18 protein-coding genes and 1 tRNA gene are annotated in these 18,619 nt (G+C 62.7%); 5 read left to right on the plus strand and 14 right to left on the minus strand.

Features of this window, described 5'->3' with window-relative positions; translation table 11 throughout:
* Window positions 1–26 precede the first annotated feature (26 nt).
* From ACG33_RS08840 to ACG33_RS08860, 5 genes are all read right to left on the minus strand, one after another.
* Window positions 27–749 carry an HNH endonuclease gene (locus ACG33_RS08840; protein WP_157071725.1) on the minus strand — a complete coding sequence of 241 codons (723 nt, stop codon included), beginning with the start codon at window positions 747–749 and terminating at the stop codon, window positions 27–29.
* Window positions 746–1,012 (minus strand): hypothetical protein, encoded by a 267-nt coding sequence (locus ACG33_RS08845; RefSeq protein WP_157071726.1) that lies wholly within the window; start codon window positions 1,010–1,012, stop codon window positions 746–748. The genes ACG33_RS08840 and ACG33_RS08845 overlap by 4 nt, the downstream gene beginning before the upstream one ends.
* Window positions 1,013–1,099: 87 nt before the next feature.
* Entirely contained in the window at window positions 1,100–1,555 is a 456-nt protein-coding gene (locus ACG33_RS08850; protein ID WP_066920469.1) for a hypothetical protein, read from the minus strand.
* Window positions 1,552–2,577 carry a tyrosine-type recombinase/integrase gene (locus ACG33_RS08855; protein WP_157071727.1) on the minus strand — a complete coding sequence of 342 codons (1,026 nt, stop codon included), beginning with the start codon at window positions 2,575–2,577 and terminating at the stop codon, window positions 1,552–1,554. Before ACG33_RS08855 ends, ACG33_RS08850 begins: the two co-directional genes overlap by 4 nt.
* 99 nt (window positions 2,578–2,676) lie before the next feature.
* Window positions 2,677–2,767 (minus strand) — tRNA-Ser (locus tag ACG33_RS08860).
* Window positions 2,768–3,120: 353 nt separating this feature from the next.
* Between ACG33_RS08860 and ACG33_RS08865 the strand changes: the two genes are divergently transcribed.
* Window positions 3,121–3,792 (plus strand): Bax inhibitor-1/YccA family protein, encoded by a 672-nt coding sequence (locus ACG33_RS08865; RefSeq protein WP_066920473.1) that lies wholly within the window; start codon window positions 3,121–3,123, stop codon window positions 3,790–3,792.
* 80 nt (window positions 3,793–3,872) lie between these two features.
* Here the strand turns inward: ACG33_RS08865 and ACG33_RS16525 are convergent, their stop codons facing one another.
* The 8 genes from ACG33_RS16525 to ACG33_RS08905 all read right to left on the minus strand — a co-directional run bounded on the left by ACG33_RS16525 (window position 3,873) and on the right by ACG33_RS08905 (window position 12,385).
* Window positions 3,873–4,142, minus strand: coding sequence for a hypothetical protein (locus tag ACG33_RS16525; protein WP_066920476.1), 270 nt, complete (start codon window positions 4,140–4,142; stop codon window positions 3,873–3,875).
* A gap of 281 nt (window positions 4,143–4,423) precedes the next feature.
* Complete coding sequence (locus tag ACG33_RS08875) at window positions 4,424–4,945, minus strand: RES family NAD+ phosphorylase (protein ID WP_066920477.1); 522 nt, start codon at window positions 4,943–4,945, stop codon at window positions 4,424–4,426.
* On the minus strand, window positions 4,942–5,316 hold the full coding sequence (locus ACG33_RS08880; protein WP_066920480.1) for an antitoxin Xre-like helix-turn-helix domain-containing protein: 375 nt from the start codon (window positions 5,314–5,316) through the stop codon (window positions 4,942–4,944). Before ACG33_RS08880 ends, ACG33_RS08875 begins: the two co-directional genes overlap by 4 nt.
* A gap of 659 nt (window positions 5,317–5,975) precedes the next feature.
* Window positions 5,976–7,253 carry a serine--tRNA ligase gene (gene serS, locus ACG33_RS08885; protein ID WP_066920482.1) on the minus strand — a complete coding sequence of 426 codons (1,278 nt, stop codon included), beginning with the start codon at window positions 7,251–7,253 and terminating at the stop codon, window positions 5,976–5,978.
* Window positions 7,254–7,523: 270 nt separating this feature from the next.
* Window positions 7,524–8,822: a replication-associated recombination protein A gene (locus ACG33_RS08890; protein ID WP_066920484.1), complete on the minus strand. Its 1,299-nt coding sequence runs from the start codon at window positions 8,820–8,822 to the stop codon at window positions 7,524–7,526.
* Window positions 8,823–8,824: 2 nt separating this feature from the next.
* Window positions 8,825–9,241: a VanZ family protein gene (locus tag ACG33_RS08895; RefSeq protein WP_066920486.1), complete on the minus strand. Its 417-nt coding sequence runs from the start codon at window positions 9,239–9,241 to the stop codon at window positions 8,825–8,827.
* An 82-nt stretch (window positions 9,242–9,323) separates the two neighbouring features.
* Window positions 9,324–10,094 carry an outer membrane lipoprotein chaperone LolA gene (gene lolA, locus ACG33_RS08900; protein ID WP_083536633.1) on the minus strand — a complete coding sequence of 257 codons (771 nt, stop codon included), beginning with the start codon at window positions 10,092–10,094 and terminating at the stop codon, window positions 9,324–9,326.
* 5 nt (window positions 10,095–10,099) lie between these two features.
* Window positions 10,100–12,385, minus strand: coding sequence for a DNA translocase FtsK (locus tag ACG33_RS08905; protein WP_066920490.1), 2,286 nt, complete (start codon window positions 12,383–12,385; stop codon window positions 10,100–10,102).
* Window positions 12,386–12,704: 319 nt separating this feature from the next.
* On the opposite strand from ACG33_RS08905, the gene trxB reads away from it, so the two are divergent.
* The 4 genes from trxB (at window position 12,705) to infA (ending at window position 16,230) form a co-directional block, all read left to right on the plus strand.
* Complete coding sequence (gene trxB / locus ACG33_RS08910; protein ID WP_066920492.1) at window positions 12,705–13,706, plus strand: thioredoxin-disulfide reductase; 1,002 nt, start codon at window positions 12,705–12,707, stop codon at window positions 13,704–13,706.
* Window positions 13,707–13,779: 73 nt separating this feature from the next.
* The gene (locus ACG33_RS08915) at window positions 13,780–15,099 is read left to right on the plus strand and encodes a GNAT family N-acetyltransferase (protein ID WP_066920494.1); all 1,320 of its coding nucleotides are present in this window, start codon (window positions 13,780–13,782) and stop codon (window positions 15,097–15,099) included.
* Window positions 15,100–15,131: 32 nt separating this feature from the next.
* Window positions 15,132–15,926 (plus strand): leucyl/phenylalanyl-tRNA--protein transferase, encoded by a 795-nt coding sequence (gene aat, locus ACG33_RS08920; RefSeq protein WP_083536635.1) that lies wholly within the window; start codon window positions 15,132–15,134, stop codon window positions 15,924–15,926.
* A gap of 85 nt (window positions 15,927–16,011) precedes the next feature.
* Window positions 16,012–16,230 (plus strand): translation initiation factor IF-1, encoded by a 219-nt coding sequence (gene infA / locus ACG33_RS08925; protein ID WP_066920496.1) that lies wholly within the window; start codon window positions 16,012–16,014, stop codon window positions 16,228–16,230.
* Window positions 16,231–16,317: 87 nt separating this feature from the next.
* Here the strand turns inward: infA and clpA are convergent, their stop codons facing one another.
* Entirely contained in the window at window positions 16,318–18,597 is a 2,280-nt protein-coding gene (clpA, locus tag ACG33_RS08930; protein ID WP_066920498.1) for an ATP-dependent Clp protease ATP-binding subunit ClpA, read from the minus strand.
* Window positions 18,598–18,619 lie beyond the last annotated feature (22 nt).

Below are 18,619 nucleotides of genomic sequence, written 5' to 3' on the forward strand. Positions count from 1 at the left end.
CCGGCTCCACGAATCTGATCGCTGTATTATCTGCTCCGCTCACTTCTGTTCTCCCCGGATGGTTGTGGGCGCTTCATCAGTTCGATGTCTTCGGGTTCCGGCGTTGTCGCGTCGGGACCCGTTTCTTTTTGGGCGCACAGCCGCTCGATCTTCTCGAACCGCTCGCGCATCCAGTCGGGAAGGTCGGCCATGAACTCGGGATCTCGCGCCAGCCGTTTAGCCTCGCGAATCTCTGCCTGCCGTAGCTGTCTGAGGGCGTCGTGATCACGCTCGACTCTTGGCGTCGGAGTGGCGAGCGCCTTGCGTCCCTCGCAGGTCCGCGCAAGCCTGTTGACGCGGGCGTGCATCGCGCGAACCTGCCATGCCAACTGCGCCGCGATGAGGACTCTCACTCTCGGCCGAAAGTCGTGCAGGTCGTCGAGCATGTTGAACATCGTCGTCGGGTCGATGATGGCGCACCGACCGTAGATGAACGCCCACTCGCCTTCGTTGTGAAGCACGGTCCTGTGCTCTTCTTCGATCTGGTCTTCGGCCCATGCGTACTGTTCTTTCTCGCCCGCGCGGTCCTTGCGCTGGTGACACTTCGCGCAGGCCCACACGGTCCACTCGCCGCCAGCACTGGCCGGGACAGGGAAGTGATCGCGCTCGAATCCCGCGTCGTCGGAGTAAGGCGCATCGCAGTAGAAGCAGCACCCGTCGCTCGGCGGCTTGAACCTGCGAACGCATTCAAGGATGTCCACGATGATCACGCCGCAGGCTCGTCAACGGTGGCCTTGCGCGCCTCGTTCGCGGCGACCTTGAAGTTCTGCACGCGCTCGGCCTTGCTCTTGACCCACCTGATGTAGGGATCGGCGAACACGACCAGCTCGCGGCCGACGCGCGAGACCGCGCCGCAGCTCATCAGCTCCTTGCGGTAGACGCGCAGCACGCGGCGGGCGCGAAGGGAGTCGTTGGGATATACGTCGTCTGGCCAGTCGGCCAGCGACCACGATCTGAACTTGTTCTCGCTCATCTGTGCGCTCCGGTATCCGGGACGCACAGTTATTTATACTGACGTGAGCGGGTTTGGAATCAACCAGCCAGTTGATGCAGGGATCAACTAGGGAGTTGATGCGTCGGGATCAGCCAGTTGCCCGGTCGTCGCGGCGCGGACGAGCGCGATGAACTCTAGCCGCGTGGCTACTCCGAACTCGGCGCGCAGCATCCTGAGAACCTCACCGTACTTCTTCTCGTACTTCCATAGCGCCTGCGTCGAAACGTCGAGGATCTCGATCATCTCTTTCCTCGTGCCCGGTGAGCGCCCTTGCATGATGAGCGCCTGCGCGTCCTTCTTCGGCATCGTCAAGAACTCCGCGACGAAGTAGCGTTGCGGCGTGATACGCTTATCGGATACCGCTGCGACCAGTCCGCCGTTGTCCTCGGTGAACTTTTTCACCGCTGCGGAGATGAGCGCGGATGCGAGTACGCCGTTCGCGAGGGTCGTGTCGTAGAGACCTCTCGGGATCGTCAGGCCCATCGAAGTCATGAACTCGTGCAGGGCGTCGGTGCGTTTCATCGCTTCAACTTCCCTTCGAGTTTGGAGTGGGCCGCGAGCGGCGCGCCCTGCACGAGGTGCGCGTAGCGCATCGTCACGCTCGGGCTCTTGTGGCCGAGCACGCTGCCGATCTCAAGCAGCGACGCCCCGCCTTGCGCGAGGTAGCTGGCGCAGGTGTGCCGCAGGTCGTGGAACCGGAAGTTCTTGAGACTGATCCTCGACATCAGCGCCTTCCACGTGTGAGCGAGGTAGCTGTCCGAGTACGGGAACACGCGCTCGCCGGGATCGTGCTTTCGACCTAGCGCCTTCAGCGCCCGCACCGCCGGCCCCGGCAGGTGTACCGCCCGTGGAGTCCCGTTCTTGGTCTCAAGGACGACGATGCGTTGCCCTTCGAGGTCCACGTCCTTCCAGCACAGGCGCAGCAGCTCGCCGCGTCTGACGCCCGTGCCTAGCGCGACGAGCACGGCGGCGTTGAACCACGCAGGCTCTTTCGACACCGCGTTGAGAACCTTCTTCAGCTCGTCGTCGTCGAGGAACCGCGCACGCCCCGGCGGCTCGGTCAGCATCACCTTGCCGGGCCATGCGCTCTCGTTGGCGATGAGCCCGGCGTGTCGCCCCCAGTTCCAGCACGCGCGCATCGCGGAGAGGTGACGGTTCACCGTGGCCGGAGCGCGCCCCGGCAGCAGGCGGTCCCGCGCATCGCGAACCTTCGTCACGCCGAAGCCCATCACGCGCTCGTTGCCGTACTCGTTCATCCACCACGAGATGAGAAGTTCCAGGCCGTCGTAGCTCTTCAAGCCGAGCGTCTTGGGATCGTTCAGGAAGTTCTCGCACAGCGTGCGGATCGTCATGCGGGTGGTGTCCTCCCGACCGGCTCCGCGATCCCTCTGGCGCTTCAGCTCCGCCTCTGTCGATGCAGCCCAGACCTTGGCCTCCTTCTCGTCGCGGAATGCCTTGCTGACAGGTTTGAAACCCTTGATCCGGACGAGGGCGACGACGCTGAGCGATCCGTCGTCGAGGCGGCGCTTCTGGAACGATGGCACGTTTGACTCCACAGGTGGCGCGTAGGAGCACGCAGGAGCCAATCTACTGCGAAACTGGCACCCCAGTGAAACCGGGAGTGCAACTACGGCGAGTGTGGCTGGCGGAGAGGGTGGGATTCGAACCCACGTAACCCTTTGAAGGTTAAACGGTTTTCAAGACCGTCGCATTCAACCGCTCTGCCACCTCTCCGCACTCAAACTCAAGTTTTCAAGACAGGTGCCTTAAACCACTCGGCCACATCTCCGTTTCAGACTCGCTGAACCTTCTACAGCAGCGCTGCATTCTAGCGGGAAACCGCTGCCTGCGACGCAGGCTTTATCATGCCTGCGGTGTTTTTGGCCTACCACTGCGAATTGCTGCAGCGATCAACACAAAACCACACACCGGTCAGCTCCTATTGTTAATATGCAGCCGATTTGCCTGACAGTCGAGATAACTTGGCAACTTATATCTCGATCCACGGTCGAATCCTGCTAAATCAGGGCCCGGGCCGCTTGCCTGGGAACGTATGGCCCGACTGACCGTCATCGGAGATTGAATGCATGCAGTCTTATCCCAGTAACATCGCCGGTTCCTCCGTAAGCGCACAGGCGCTTGCCGCAAACAAGGTTCTGCGCAGCACTTACCTGCTATTGGGCGCGACTCTTGCCTTCAGTGCCCTGATGGCGGGCGTGGCGATGGCCTTGAACATTCCTCATTTTGGCCTGGTGACCCTGGTGGGCTATTTCGGCCTGCTGTTCGCCGTCCACAAGACTCAGAACAGCGCCTGGGGTCTGCTTTGGGTGTTTGCCCTGACAGGTTTCATGGGGCTCACCCTGGGCCCGATCCTGAATGCCTATCTGCAGTTCCTGCCCAATGGCTCACAGATCATCATGACGGCCTTCGGCACCACTGCGATTTCGTTCCTGGGCCTATCGGCCTATGCCGTCAAGAGCCAGCGTGATTTCAGCTTCATGGGCGGCTTCCTGGTGGTCGGGGCAATCGGTGCTTTCGCCCTGGGCCTGGTCGCGTATTTCTTCAATCTGCCCAACGTCGCGCTCGTGGTGTCGGGTCTGTTCCTGGTCGTCAGCGCCGGTCTGATCCTGTTTCAGACCAGCACTATCGTACGTGGCGGCGAACGCAACTACATCATGGCCACCGTCACCTTGTACGTGAGCCTCTACAACATGTTCCTGAGCCTGCTCCATCTGCTGGGTGCCGCCGGGGACGACTGACCCGAGCCGCCGACGGCGAGGCGCTTCTATAACGAAGCGAGGGATCGAAAAGGGCGCTGCCGATGCAGCGCCCTTTTTCATTAGCCGGTCGCACCCGTACCGAGCAAGGCCAGGACACGGTTACGCTGCATGCCCTGCAGCGCGGGCGCAAGGACCGACAGCGCCGGCTCTCCTGCATCGATGCCTTGCAGACCACCGCGCATCGGCGCTCTGAAGGTGGCGAGCGATGCTTGCGGATTGGAAGCTTCGCTTCCGAGTGCCGCGCAGTCTGATGCGGGCGAAGCCGCGGCACGGCTCAAGACGGCGCGTTCGGCGGCTCTGCGCGAGCCGGCGGATCGTGCCGGATCCACCAGAGCCAGTTGCAGGGATATTGCGTGCTCCCAGACTAGATTTTGTCGAATAACGATAGCCTGCTGACCTGGGCATAGGCCTTCTGAGTCGCCTCGATCGCCGTCGCATAGCCATTCATCTTGACTGCTGCGTCAGCATAGTCCAATTGACCGATCAGCGACGCGCCTGCTGGTAATTCTCGATCACCACAACCAGCGCCCGTCCTGCCGCCACGCCCGAACCATTGAGCGTGTGCAGTACTTCAGGCTTGCCGGTCTCGGGATTACGCCAGCGCGCCTTTTCAACGTGGCACCTCTTCGGGCAGTCGACTGTCCGGGTCATACACAGATGCGATGAAGCCAGCCCGTTCGGCCAGTTCCGGAAACAGCACCAGGCAGATTCCCTCCGAGTTGAGAGCCGAGCGGTAAAGAATCCCCGGATGACCGGCCTCGCGCACGAGATCGCCGATGACCCAGCTCGGTGGTTCGATTTCGTCGAGGAAGGCCATACCTTTCCAGTTGCAGTACGCCTCGCCCCAGATCTCGCTCCAGTGCTCGGCATCATATCCGCCGGTGAAATCGACCACTTTGTTCGCTGTTACCAGAAAGGAGGCAATCGTCGCCGGCGGTAGCAAAGGCGACTCGGCCTGGTACTCGCGCAAAGCGACCTCTGTGCTAGCGGCAAGATAGCGAGCCTCGACGCCCGGGCGGTTGAAGCGACCGCCGCGGATCGCGGCGCCGGTGCCGCTTTCGGGCCTGTGCGCCCACCGCGGCGGGAACGCGCGGTAGTAGATCGAGCCGGGGCGGAGATCGACCAGGATCATCCGGTCGAGCCGCCACCGACGGACAACAGGTAAGACATGACCGCCTCGGCCTTGCCCGTGGACACCAGTTGTTCGGCAGTGCGGTGCTCGAATTCGGGGATAGGGGTGTTGCGATACCAGTAGATCGCGCGCGTACGCTCACCGCTGACCTCGGTAGCGGCGGACAGCACCCGCAACGTGTCGCGCATGTACTGCTGCAGCTTTGCGTTGGTTGGGGCGTCGGCCACGGTGGTGCGATGGACGCGGGCGAGTTGAGCCAGTTCCTGCTGACGCAGGTGCAGCGCTTCGGCGAAGCGGTCCGGGGCGATCAGCGGTAGGCCCGGCACGCGCAGTCCCTCAGTGAAGGCCTGGAAATCATGGTGGGCGGCCATGGTGGGGTCTCCTAAATAGATACCACCAGTCTATGGCGCTTTTATGTCGGTTTCAAGTTTGTTGTATGCTGCTGGATCCAGAGGCCAGTATTACAACCCATAAATAACGAAGCATGAAAAAGATGCCTGTGCTCCGACCAGATACGTGAGTGCGGCCAGATTGCCCGATGCCAGGTACCTCGATCCGTCAGTTAGGGATAGCAACTCATCATTGGGCATCCTTTCCATACGTCGCCAATGGCTGCGGCCTGACCTCGAAGCGTCCATTCTTGACAACTCGGCACCGAACCAGGAACCACCACCATGCGGAGCCTGCGCGACGATTCTCACCAGCGTTGAGCATCTGCAGCGAAACATGGTTGTTGGGCGGTCCATAGTTGACTTGCCCACTCTCGTACGTACCTGTAAGCGGATACTCATCGCAATCGCCACTGACACCGCCGCGCGCAGCACGGTAAGCTTCTCGCGCCCCTCTGCCGCATTCCAACACTGCACCCAGCCAGCGCGAGCCCGATATGGGTTCCGATATGGGCTGTAACTTCCTGTGTTGATCCCAGACCGGCGAGCGATCCCGGATAATAGATGGGACAGGCGCCAGTGGAAGCCGGTGTTGTAGTAACGACGAGAAAGACTGGAACGATTTGCGCGCCGCGCACCCGCTACGGCCGGATGACCTCCACGCCGCCCATGTAGGGCCGCAGCACCTGCGGCACCGTCACGCTGCCGTCGGCCTGCTGGTAGTTCTCGATCACGGCGACCAGCGCCCGTCCTGCCGCCACGCCCGAACCATTGAGCGTGTGCAGCACTTCAGGCTTGCCGGTCTCGGGATTACGCCAGCGCGCCTGCATGCGTCGCGCCTGGAAGGCCGCGAAGTTGGAGCAGGAAGAAATCTCCCGATACTTGCCCTGGCCCGGCAGCCACACTTCCAGATCATAGGTTTTGGCCGATCCGAAACCTATGTCGCCGGCACACAAGGCGACCACGCGATACGGCAGGTCCAGGCGCTGCAATACCTGCTCGGCATTGCGCGTCAGGAGCTCATGTTCGGCAGGGGAGTCCTGCGGGCGCACCAAATGCACCAGCTCCACTTTCTCGAACTGGTGCTGGCGGATCAGGCCGCGCGTGTCCTTGCCGTGCGAGCCTGCCTCGGAACGGAAGCATGGTGTATGGGCCACGAAACGCAGCGGCAATGCCGCGGCCTCCACGATCGATTCGCGCACCAGGTTGGTGACGGGCACTTCCGCGGTGGGAATCAAATACAGGCGTGTGTCGCCCTCGAGCGCGAACAGGTCGGCCTCGAACTTCGGCAGCTGACCCGTGCCCTGCATGGCCTGCGCATTGACTAGGTAGGGCACATAGACTTCGCGATAGCCGTGCTCGCCGGTATGCAGATCCAGCATGAACTGGATCAGCGCCCGTTGCAGCCGTGCCAGCGGGCCGCTGAGCACGCTGAAGCGCGCGCCGGAGATCCGGCCCGCCGTCGTGAAATCCATCTGTTGCAGTGCCTCCCCGAGGGCGACGTGATCGCACGGTTCGAAATCGAACCGGCGAGGCTCGCCCCAGCGGCGGATCTCGACGTTCGCCGTCTCATCCCGCCCCTCCGGCACGTCGGCGCTCAACAGGTTGGGCAGTCCGAGCAGAAGTTGATCGAGCTCGGCCTGCACCGTATTCAACTCCACCTCGGCCTGGCCGAGCTGTACCCCCAGATCCTCCACCTGCTTCAGCAGCGGTGCGATGTCCTGGCCCTGAGCCTTCGCCTTGCCGACGGTCTTGGCATGGACATTGCGCTCATTGCGCAGCTCATCACAGCGCACCTGCCATTTCTTGCGCGACTCCTCCAGCGTGCGCAGGCGCTCCTGGTCGAGCTGGAAACCGCGGCGTGCGAGATTCGCGGCCACGGCGGCGGGATCGGAGCGAAGCAGTTTGGGATCGAGCATGACGATGGGAACCGGTGATTCGGACAGGAGAACCGGCGCAGTGCGCCGAATCGACTTGAAGGACGGCGAGCTATCTGCGGGGCGCCACAAGCGGGTTACCGATAGTGTAGAGATCTGTACCGGCGGCGCAAAGCCGGTTGTCTTTCAGCCGTCCGTACGCAACGGGTTGGACGCGCCGGCAACTCGCGTGAAAGGTTTTACCCCGGTCCGCGCGCCTGTCCTTCTGCTCCTTGCTCCTTGCTCCTTGCTCCTTGCTCCTTGCTCCGCGCCTCACTTGGCCTTGCGGCGTGCCAGGGCCTCGGCGATCTTGATTTCCAGACCGCGTGGCACGGGCCGGTAATACCGGCGCTGCGGGAAGCCCTCGGGAAAATAATTCTCGCCGGCTGCATAGCCCTCCGGCTCGTGGTGAGCGTAGCGATAACCCTTGCCGTAACCGAGTTCCTTCATCAGCCGGGTAGGCGCGTTACGCAGATGCATCGGCACCTCCAGCGAACCCAGCGTGCGGGCATCGGCCATCGCCTCGCCATAGGCCACATAGACGGCGTTGCTTTTGGCGGCGCAAGCCATGAAAACCACCGCCTGCGCGATGGCCAGTTCCCCTTCCGGCGAGCCCAGGCGCTCATATACCTCACTGGCTTCCAGCGCCAGGGTCAGCGCCCGCGGGTCGGCATTGCCGATATCCTCGCTGGCCATGCGCAGCACGCGGCGCGCGAGATAACGTGGATCACAGCCGCCATCGAGCATTCGGCACAGCCAGTACAAGGCGGCATCCGGATCCGAGCCGCGCACCGACTTGTGCAGCGCCGAGATCTGGTCATAAAAGGCTTCGCCCTGCTTGTCGAAGCGGCGCAGTCCACCCATGGCCACCTCATTGGCGATCGCCTCGGTGAGGCGCGGCGGCTCGCTGCCATCAGCCAGGTCCAGCGCCAGTTCGAGCATATTCAAGGCGCGGCGCGCATCGCCATCCGCGGCGCGGGCGATCAAGCTCAGCGCCGCATCCTCGTCGCACGCTTGCCGTGCCAGGTGATGCAGCGCACGTTCCAGCACCCGGCGCAGATCCGGCTCCGTCAAGGCACGCAGCACATACACTCGTGCGCGCGACAGCAAGGCGTTGTTGAGTTCGAAGGACGGGTTCTCGGTGGTCGCACCGATGAATATCAGGGTGCCGTCCTCCACCCAGGGCAGGAAGGCATCCTGCTGCGCCTTGTTGAAACGATGTACCTCGTCCAGGAACAGAACGGTACGGCGCGCCGCTTGCTGACGCGAAGTGCGGGCGCTTTCGGCCGCCGCGCGAATATCCTTCACACCCGCCATGACCGCCGACAAGGCGATGAATTGCGCATCGCAGGACTGCGCCACCAGCCGCGCCAGCGTAGTCTTGCCCGTGCCCGGCGGTCCCCACAGGATCATCGAATGCAGCGGTCCTCCCTCGAGCATACGCCGCAGCGGCTTGCCGGAACCGAACAGATGTTCCTGGCCGATGAAGTCATCCAGCACGTCCGGGCGCATGCGATCGGCCAGCGGCCGCCCATCCTCCTGACGGCTTATATCCTGGCGCTCTCCCGGCATGCTCACGATCGCCGCTTCGCGCCTGTCAGTTTCGCGAGAGACGCGCTCCAATCCTCCACCTGCTGCGCCCATCCGCCCAACCACAGCCAAGCAAGCCCCAGACCCACCGCGATGCCGCCGCCGTTTGCCAGCACATCCCGCAAATCCGCCTCGCGCCCGAAGCTCATCGCCCCCTGCGCAAACTCGATGCCCACCCCTAGCAACAACAGGCCGATGGCGATCAGCCAATAACGCGACCGTGGGTAAATGCCGGCAAACCACAGCGCCAGCAACGCATATGCCGTACCGTGCTGGAACTTGTCATTGAGGCCGGTGGCCGGCAGCTTTTGACCCGGCATCAGGCTCAGGGCCACGACCACCAGGATCATGAGCCAACCCAGCACGAGCCAGGTACGGGGATGTCGCAGCAATAACCGCATCGATGATACCTGCTGGATCCGCCCGCCCGGGCTCGAGGGATCCGGATTTGTCGCCTTCGGCGTTCGCCCCGGCGCCGGAGCGTTACTCTCGGGAAACGGCGGCATCGCCGATGATGTCGGCACCCGGAGGGATGGTAAAGGTAAACCGTGACGGATCCTGGGGCGGGTTGCGCTCCAGCCCGCTGAACTCCAGGCGAGTGACCTGGCCTAGTTTGTCCGCCAGCTCCATGTATCTCAACGAGTCGGCCTGGAAACCTAGCCGAACCCATTTGAAGTCGGTGTCGGCGCGCTTGGGCTCCATGCGCACCCACTGCAGCACCGCACCAGAGGCTCCAGGGACCACACTGCCGGCAACCGTCTCATGACCGACCTGCGTAACCGTGAAATTATCTTCCAGCCTCCCTTCGCCGCCCAGCAGCATGGCCGGTGTCGCCGACAAGGTGTCGTCCAGCGCCCGCACCGTCACCTGTTCAAGATCCGCGTCATACAGCCAGATACGCGTGCCGTCGGCGACAATGAGCTGGCTGTGCGGCTCGAGGTAATCCCAGCGGAACCGGTTCGGCCGACGAATGGACAGGCGCCCGCTGGATTCGTCCACGATCTGCCCGGTACGATCCATGAGCGTCTGGCTGAAGCGAGCCTCCAGCCCTTGCAGTCCGCCGAGGAAGCGTTCCACACGCTCGCGTCCGGCTGCCAGATCGCCGGGTGTCCCGACAGCCGGCGTCGCCGCGGCCTGCACGGCCGGCAAGACTGGAATGCACGCCAGCACGCAGGCCAACGTCCATCCCCACCCGACCGATGCGCGTGCCGATGCGCCTGATCTCGGGACGGACACTACGGGCAGCAAGGACATCGCATTCAATCTCCGGCGGGCGGCGGCGCCAGCACTTCGCGTGAACCGTTGGATTGCAGCGGCCCCACCAGGCCTGCCGCTTCCATCGTCTCGATCATGCGCGCGGCACGGTTGTAGCCGATCTTCAGACGCCGTTGCACACCCGAGATCGAAGCGCGGCGGCTTTCGATGACGATCCGCACAGCCTGGTCATACAGGGGATCCTGCTCGCCGTCCTGGCCGTCCTCGGTCCCTTCCCCGCCCTCGCCCGGCAGGCCAGGAATGGGTCCGCTCGGCCCCTCCAGGATCTCGCTGACATAGTTAGGCTCCGCACCTTTCAGGCTGCCCACGACACGATGCACCTCCTGATCGGAAACGAACGCGCCGTGCACACGCACCGGCACCGAGGTGCCGGGCTGCAGGAACAGCATGTCGCCATGGCCCAGCAGCTGCTCCGCACCCATCTGATCCAGGATCGTGCGCGAATCCACTTTCGCGGACACCTGGAACGCAATGCGGGTCGGGATATTGGCCTTGATCAGGCCGGTGATCACATCCACCGAGGGCCGCTGCGTCGCCAGGATCAAATGGATGCCCGAGGCGCGCGCCTTCTGCGCCAGCCGCGCGATCAGCTCCTCCACCTTCTTGCCGACGATCATCATCATGTCGGCCAGCTCATCCACGATTACCACGATGAACGGCAACGGCTCCAGGAACGGCGCATCCTGCGCATCCGCATCGGGACCCAGCATCTTCATCAACAGCGGATCACGTATCGGCTGGCCACCTTCGCGAGCTTCCCGAATCTTGCGATTGAAGCCGGCGAGATTGCGCACGCCCAGGGCAGCCATGAGCTGGTAGCGCCGCTCCATTTCAGCCACGCACCAGCGTAATGCATTCGCCGCCTCCTTCATGTCCGTCACGACCGGCGCCAGCAGATGCGGAATACCCTCGTACACCGACAACTCCAGCATCTTCGGATCGATCATGATCATGCGCACATGATCAGCGCTGGATTTGTAGAGCAGCGACAGGATCATGGCGTTCACCGCGGTGGACTTGCCCGAGCCCGTGGTGCCGCCGACCAGTAGATGGGGCATGCGGGCCAGATCGGCCACGACCGGCGCACCGCTGATGTCCTTGCCCAGCACCAGCGCCAGGGAGGAATTCATATCGTCATAGGCCTTGGATTTGACGATCTCGCCCAGGGTGACGATTTCCCGTTTTTCATTGGGAATTTCCAGTCCGACCGTGGATTTGCCCGGGATCACTTCCACGATGCGCACGCTGATCGCCGACAAGGCCCGCGCCAGATCCTTCGCCAGATTGCTGATCTGACTCACCTTGATGCCGGGCGCAGGATTCAGTTCGAAGCGCGTAATCACCGGGCCGGGATGGACGGCGACCACCTCGGCCTCGACGCCGAAATCGCGCAGCTTGAGTTCGACCAGCCGCGACATCGCTTCCAGCGCCTCCGCAGAGTAGCCCTCGGCCCGCACCGGCGGATCGTCCAGCAAGGATAGCGGCGGCAGTTCCTTGGATGCGGACGGTTCGAACATGGCCACCTGGCGTTCCTTCTCGACCCGTTCGCTCTTCTCGACCTTGCGCACCACCGTCTCGATCTTGGGCGGCGGGCGATTCTCGACGCGCTTGCGTTCTTCGCGGACGGCCTCGGCGCGCGCTTCCTTCACTTCGCGCCCGGCGCGAATCTCGCGGGCATTCATGATCCACCGCGACAGCCGCTCCAGGCTGCTCAGTACGGCACGGCCGGTTCGATCCATCACTTCGATCCAGGACAGGCCGGCGAACAAGGAGACACCGGCCAGCCACAGCGCCAGCAGCAGCAGGGTCGCCCCCAGAAAACTCAACCCTGCCGCCAAGCCATTGCCGACCAGCGAGCCCAGCACCCCCCCGGCGGAATCCGGATAGCTGGATATCATGAAATGCAGACTTGCCAGGCCGCAGGTCGTCACCAGAGTCAGCAGGAAACCCACACCCCGGAATACCAGGGTGGCACGCGACGGTGCCGGCCCGGTGCTGTCGCGCTCCTGATACAGCAGCCAGCCCGTCGAGGCGATCATGAGCGGGAACAGGAAGGCCGCAACGCCGAACAGCAGCACCAGCAAACCCGCCAGATGCGCGCCGAAGGGACCGATGACATTGGAGATCGGGCCCGGCTCGCCGGTGGTCGCAAAGGAGGGATCATGCCGATCGTAGGTCACCAGCGCCGCCAGCACGATCAGCGCCAGTGCACCGAACACCCACAACGCCCCTTCGCGCAAGGATCGCACGACCGCCGCTCCCAGTCCCATGCCTCCGCGTGCCTGCGCCGTACTTCCCAAAATTAACTCACCTCAAAAGTCAGTTGTAATCAATTGATATACAATTGAACATTTCCAAGCTTAACAAATCACATTCCGGTGCGCGCGGCAGCGGAGCGGATCTCAGGCGCAACTCTACTCAGGCGCAACTCTGGAAAACATCGTCCAGACTCGCCGATGCGGGTCCGGCAGCGCAATGCCCCAACCAGGCTGCGTCGAAAATCCGGATTCAGGGCTTGCAGCAGCGGTCACCTGCCCGGATATTTCCCTGCCGCGGCCCGTCCTAACTTTTCATCGAGGTCAATCATACATGAGCACCCCCCGACACTCCCGGCTGCTGATCCTGGGCTCCGGACCTGCGGGCTATGCGGCAGCGGTGTACGCCGCACGCGCAAATCGTCGTCCCGTGCTGATCACTGGCATGGAGCAAGGCGGCCAACTCATGACCACGGTGGAGGTGGACAATTGGCCAGGCGATCCGCACGGCCTGACTGGACCGCTGCTGATGGAACGCATGCGCAAGCACGCCGAGCGCTTTGATACCGAGATCGTCGATGACCATATCGGCAAGGTGGATCTGTCACGGCGTCCCTTCCATCTGGAGGGCGACCGCGGCGCCTACACCTGCGAGGCGCTGATCATCGCCACGGGCGCCACGGCGAAGTATCTCGGTCTGCCGTCCGAGCAGGAATATCGAGGACGCGGAGTATCCGCATGCGCGACCTGTGATGGTTTTTTCTTTCGCAACCAGAGCGTGGCAGTGATCGGCGGCGGCAATACCGCGGTCGAGGAAGCCCTCTACCTGTCGAACATTGCCGCGCACGTCACCCTGATCCATCGCCGCGATACGCTGCGTGCGGAAAAAATCCTTCAGGATCAGCTGTTCGAGCGTGAACGCGAAGGCAGAATGAGCGTGATATGGAATCATGTCGTCGACGAGGTGATAGGTGATGACAGCGGCGTCACGGGCCTGCGCATCGCTTCAGTCGCCGAAGAGCCGGCCGCGGGCGAATCCGGAGCGAGTAGCGGGCACCGGCGCGTCCTGCCGGTCACCGGTGTCTTCATCGCCGTGGGACATGCGCCCAATACGCAGTTGTTCGCCGGGCAGCTGGAAATGCAAGGCGGATACCTGATCGTGAACTCCGGTCTGAACGGCAATGCCACCCAAACCAGCGTGCCGGGGGTATTTGCCGCCGGCGATGTCGCCGATCATGTCTATCGCCAGGCGATCACTTCGGCCGGCAGCGGCTGCATGGCGGCGCTGGATGCCGATAAATATCTGGATACGATCGACGCGCTCGCTGCACGCTGAAGACGCGGCGATGCGCCTGTAGACTGCGGACGCGAATACACGCTCAACCGCCACTCGACAGCCTGCCCCATCCATGCAAGCCGCTACCGCCGTGCGGGTGCTGTCCTCCATACAGGATATCCCGGCATCGCAATGGAACGCTCTGGTGCCGGATGGTCACCCGTTCATGCGCCACGAATTCCTGCAGGCGCTGGAATTGGAGGGCTGTGTCGGTCAAGGTACGACTTGGAAACCGGAACATTTGCTGCTGCACGATGCCCGGGGCCGGCCCGAGGCGGCTCTGCCTCTGTATCGCAAACACGATTCCTGGGGCGAATTCGTGTTCGACTGGAGCTGGGCCAAGGCCTATGCGCAGGCCGGACTCAGGTACTATCCTAAACTGGTCAGCATGGCGCCCTTCACGCCCGCCAGTGGACCGCGCCTGCTGCTGGCGCGGGGCAGCACCTCAGCCGCCAGTCTGTGCGCCCGCCTGTGCGAGGCGCTGATCGTCCATGCACGGCGGGAGCAGCTGTCCTCGGCACATCTGCTGTTTCTTGACGAAACCGATCGTGCGGCACTGCAGGAGTATTCGGCGCAAGGATCCGCCGAGCGCACCTCCCCGGGCGATCCCGGGGCGGCGCATGGCGCGCTGTTGTGGCGCAAGGATTGCCAATTCCACTGGTTCAACCGCGATTACGCGGACTTCGATGCCTACCTGACCAGCTTCCGCGCGGAAAAACGTAAAAAAGCCCTGCGTGAACGTCGGCGTATTCGCGAGGCGGGTATCACATTCCAGACTCTGGCCGGCGAGCAAATGGACGACGTCTCGTGGGACATCGTATTTGCCTTCTCGGCGGCAACGTTCGCGTCGCGCGGCCATGAGCATTATCTCAATGCCGCCTTTTTCCGGCGCGTCGCGCGCGCCTTGCCGGGTGCCGTCATGGTCAAACTGGCCTGTCACCGGGGAACGCCGATCGCAGCCGCCATCTTTTTCCGCAGCGCCGATACGCTTTACGGACGCTACTGGGGCGCCGCACAGGATTTCCATAGCCTGCATTTCGAAACCTGCTACTACCAGGGCATCGAGTACTGTATCCAGCATGGATTGGCGCGCTTCGAGCCAGGGACCCAGGGGGAACACAAGGTGCCGCGCGGTTTCGAGCCGACCGCGACCTGGTCGGCCCACTGGATCGCCGAACGGCGTTTTTACCATGCCATCGATAATTATCTTGACGCCGAGCGCACCGCCGTTGATCAATACATCCGCCAGGTTGAGGAACATCTGCCGTTCCGCCGCGATACAGAGATGCGCCCCGCCGATCCCATGATCGGTCCGGGGGCCGATGACAGGGTCGGGCACGAAGCGGGGCGTGGGACCGATCGTACCGGTGATCGCAATGATCGCGAGCGGTAAACCTCTGACAAGGATCCAAGCGAGAATGTGCTATGAAAGGTTCGATCGTCTGGCTGTCGGAACACGATTCTCCGGATGCCTTCCCCGCCGTGGATCAGGCGCTGCGCGAGCCGGATGGCCTGCTGGCCGCCGGCGGCGACCTGTCGCCGGCACGGCTCATCGCTGCCTACCGGCGAGGCATCTTCCCCTGGTATTCACGCGGGCAACCCATCCTGTGGTGGAGTCCCGATCCACGCGCGGTGCTGACTCCCTCGCAACTGAAGATTTCACGCAGCCTGTGGAAATCCATTCGCAACCGCGGCTACGTGACCCGCATGGACACGGCCTTCCGTGAAGTGATCCGCAACTGCAGCAGTACGCAGTTGCGCCCCGGCGGCACCTGGTTGTCGCCGCAGATGCGGGCGGCCTATCTAAGGCTGCACAAGCTGGGACTGGCGCATTCGGTGGAAACCTGGCGGCAGGACCGCCTGGTGGGCGGGCTGTACGGCGTGGCGATCGGCCGGGTATTTTTTGGCGAATCCATGTTCAGTATCGAACGCGATGCCTCCAAGGTGGCCTTGAAACAGCTGTGCGACGAACTGCTCGCCCGGGGTTTTCGCATGATCGACTGTCAAATGGCGACACCGCATCTGCTGAGCATGGGCGCCCAGCTGATTCCGCGGGCGGAATTCATCACTCTGTTGCGCAGCCATGTCGGTGACGAGCCTGCTCCGGCACGGCCGCTGCAACTCGATGCGGCCGCCTGCGAAGCAGCCGTGTCGCTGGCGCCACAAGCTGTTCGAACGGTCTGGGCACAGGACTTCGGCGTGCTGCATTCCCGGCATTAAGATGCTTTAACATTGCAATGCTTCATGCCTTTATGCACAATTCGCGCGCTTTCCGGCGACACGCCGGGCAATTCTCAGAGAGTGCATGTCGAAAGAGGACGCCATTCAGATGGAAGGCCGTGTCGTCGACACCCTTCCCAACACGACTTTTCGTGTCCAGCTCACGAACGGCCACGTCGTGATTGCGCATATTTCAGGAAAAATGCGCAAAAATTATATTCGTATCCTGACCGGCGACCAGGTCACCGTCGAGCTGACTCCCTATGACCTGACCAAAGGCCGTATCGTATATCGCGGACGCTGAGCGCCGCCCCATCCGCCCTGGCGTCCGCTCTTACCTCCCCTGACCGACGGGGGCTGTCTTCCCAGGATCTTCTGCGGCCCCAGACCCTCAGCTGCCTTCCAGCAAAGGCTGTTCAGTGTCGGCGCGGACATCGACGCTCAACGCATCGTCGGACCCCAAGGTAACGAAGGCGTGCCCGCCTCCCGCCAGGCGTCCGAACAATAGTTCTTCCGCCAGCGGTCGCTTGATCGCTTCCTGGATGACGCGCGCCATGGGCCGTGCGCCCATCCTGGGATCGTAACCTTTGCGGGCCAGCCATTCGCGTGCAGCGTCATCGACGTGGAGTTGCACCCCCTTGTGTTCGAGCTGCGCCTCGACTTCCACCAGCAGCTTGTCGACGACGCGCTGAATCGTGTGCCTATCGAGCCCGTCGAACTGGATGATGCCATCCAGGCGATTGCGAAACTCCGGTGAAAACAGCCGCTTGATCGCCTCCATGGCGTCGGTGGCATGGTCCTGCTGCATGAAGCCGATCGAGGGCCGGTTCATTTCGAAGGCACCGGCGTTGGTGGTCATGACGATGACCACGTGACGGAAATCCGCCTTGCGGCCGTTATTGTCGGTCAAGGTGCCATGATCCATCACCTGCAGCAGCAGGTTGAACACGTCGGGATGCGCTTTTTCGACCTCGTCGAGCAATAAAACGCAGTGAGGATGTTTGTTGACGGCTTCGGTGAGCAGCCCCCCCTGATCGAAGCCGACATATCCCGGCGGCGCGCCGATCAGGCGCGAGACCGTATGGCGCTCCATGTATTCGGACATGTCGAACCGGATCAGCTCGACACCCAGGGCGATGGCGAGTTGGCGCGTGACTTCGGTCTTGCCGACCCCGGTGGGTCCGGCGAACAGGAACGAGCCGACCGGCTTGCGCTCGTCGCCCAGGCCGGAGCGCGACATCTTGATGGCGGCAGCCAGCGACTCGATCGCCGGATCCTGGCCATAGATGACCAGCTTGAGATTACGCTCCAAGTTGCGCAGCACGTCCCTGTCGGAGGTCGAGACGTTCTTGGGTGGAATACGCGCAATCCGTGCAACCACATCCTCGATCATCGGTGTGGTCACTGTGGTTTCACGCTGGTCCTCGGGCTTCAGGCGCAGGCGCGCCCCCGCCTCGTCGATGACGTCGATCGCCTTGTCGGGCAATTGGCGATCGTTGATGTGGCGTGCGGCAAGCTCGGCGGCGGCACTGAGGGCGTCATCGTCGTAGCGGATGCCATGATGCTCCTCGAAACGTGAGCGCAGACCCTTGAGGATCTCCACGGTCTCGGGAACCGTCGGCTCGACGATGTCGATCTTCTGAAAACGCCGGGCGAGCGCATGATCCTTCTCGAAGATGCCGCGATACTCGCTGTAGGTGGTCGAACCGATACAGCGCAACTCGCCGTTGGCCAGCGCCGGCTTGATCAGGTTGGAAGCGTCCATGACGCCGCCGGATGCCGCACCCGCGCCGATCACGGTGTGGATCTCGTCGATGAACAGGATCGCCCCGGACTGCTTTTTCAGTTCGTTCAGCACGCCCTTGAGACGTTTCTCGAAGTCGCCGCGATATTTCGTGCCGGCGATCAACGCACCCAGATCCAGTGCATAGACGGTGCAGTCGGCGAGCACATCGGGCACCTTGTCCTCGACGATCAAGCGTGCCAAACCTTCTACCAGGGCAGTCTTGCCGACGCCGGCCTCACCGACATACAGCGGATTGTTCTTGCGCCGACGGCACAGAATCTCCACCGTCCGCTCGATTTCCAGACGCCGGCCGATGAGTGGGTCGATGCGCCCTTCCATCGCCTGTTTGTTGAGATTGGTAGTGAACTTCTCCAGCATCGTGCCGCCATCCGCTTCACCCGCCCGCTCCTCGGCGCCGGACCCGGTATCGTCCTTCTCGGTGCGGTCCTCGGCGACCTTTGATAACCCGTGCGAAATGAAATTGACCACATCGAGACGTGCAACATCCTGCATCGACAACAAATAGGCGGCATGCGAATGTTTTTCGCTGAAGATCGCCACCAGTACGTTAGCCGCCGTAACCTCCTTCTTGCCGCTGGACTGCACGTGGAATACCGCGCGCTGCAGCACCCGCTGGAAACCCAGGGTCGGCTGCACCTCCCGGTCGTCCTCGTCCTTCAGGCGCGGGGTTGTCTGATCGATGAAATCCTTGAGGTCATTGCGCAGCCGAACGACGTCCGCACCGCAGGCACGCAGGATCTCGCGTACCTTCGGCGTATCCACGATCGCAAGCAGCAGGTGTTCCACGGTCATGAACTCATGCCGCGCTTCACGCGCCGCCTGGAATGCCTCGTTGAGGCAGATTTCAAGTTCGCTGCTTAACACTTTGCTACAGTCTCAATCTCCA

The sequence above is a fragment of the Steroidobacter denitrificans genome (assembly GCF_001579945.1).
Classification (GTDB): domain Bacteria; phylum Pseudomonadota; class Gammaproteobacteria; order Steroidobacterales; family Steroidobacteraceae; genus Steroidobacter; species Steroidobacter denitrificans.

Bases quoted from the DNA above. Each gene is read 5' to 3' on its own strand.
- lolA (WP_083536633.1), bottom strand. From the start codon at position 10,094: ATGTCCTTGCTGCCCGTAGTGTCCGTCCCGAGATCAGGCGCATCGGCA.
- ACG33_RS08895 (WP_066920486.1), bottom strand. From the start codon at position 9,241: ATGCGGTTATTGCTGCGACATCCCCGTACCTGGCTCGTGCTGGGTTGG.
- ACG33_RS08850 (WP_066920469.1), bottom strand. From the start codon at position 1,555: ATGAAACGCACCGACGCCCTGCACGAGTTCATGACTTCGATGGGCCTG.
- ACG33_RS08905 (WP_066920490.1), bottom strand. From the start codon at position 12,385: ATGGGACTGGGAGCGGCGGTCGTGCGATCCTTGCGCGAAGGGGCGTTG.
- ACG33_RS08865 (WP_066920473.1), top strand. From the start codon at position 3,121: ATGCAGTCTTATCCCAGTAACATCGCCGGTTCCTCCGTAAGCGCACAG.
- ACG33_RS08890 (WP_066920484.1), bottom strand. From the start codon at position 8,822: ATGCCGGGAGAGCGCCAGGATATAAGCCGTCAGGAGGATGGGCGGCCG.
- ACG33_RS08875 (WP_066920477.1), bottom strand. From the start codon at position 4,945: ATGATCCTGGTCGATCTCCGCCCCGGCTCGATCTACTACCGCGCGTTC.
- ACG33_RS08915 (WP_066920494.1), top strand. From the start codon at position 13,780: ATGCAAGCCGCTACCGCCGTGCGGGTGCTGTCCTCCATACAGGATATC.
- aat (WP_083536635.1), top strand. From the start codon at position 15,132: ATGAAAGGTTCGATCGTCTGGCTGTCGGAACACGATTCTCCGGATGCC.
- serS (WP_066920482.1), bottom strand. From the start codon at position 7,253: ATGCTCGATCCCAAACTGCTTCGCTCCGATCCCGCCGCCGTGGCCGCG.
- ACG33_RS08845 (WP_157071726.1), bottom strand. From the start codon at position 1,012: ATGAGCGAGAACAAGTTCAGATCGTGGTCGCTGGCCGACTGGCCAGAC.
- ACG33_RS08880 (WP_066920480.1), bottom strand. From the start codon at position 5,316: ATGGCCGCCCACCATGATTTCCAGGCCTTCACTGAGGGACTGCGCGTG.
- infA (WP_066920496.1), top strand. From the start codon at position 16,012: ATGTCGAAAGAGGACGCCATTCAGATGGAAGGCCGTGTCGTCGACACC.
- trxB (WP_066920492.1), top strand. From the start codon at position 12,705: ATGAGCACCCCCCGACACTCCCGGCTGCTGATCCTGGGCTCCGGACCT.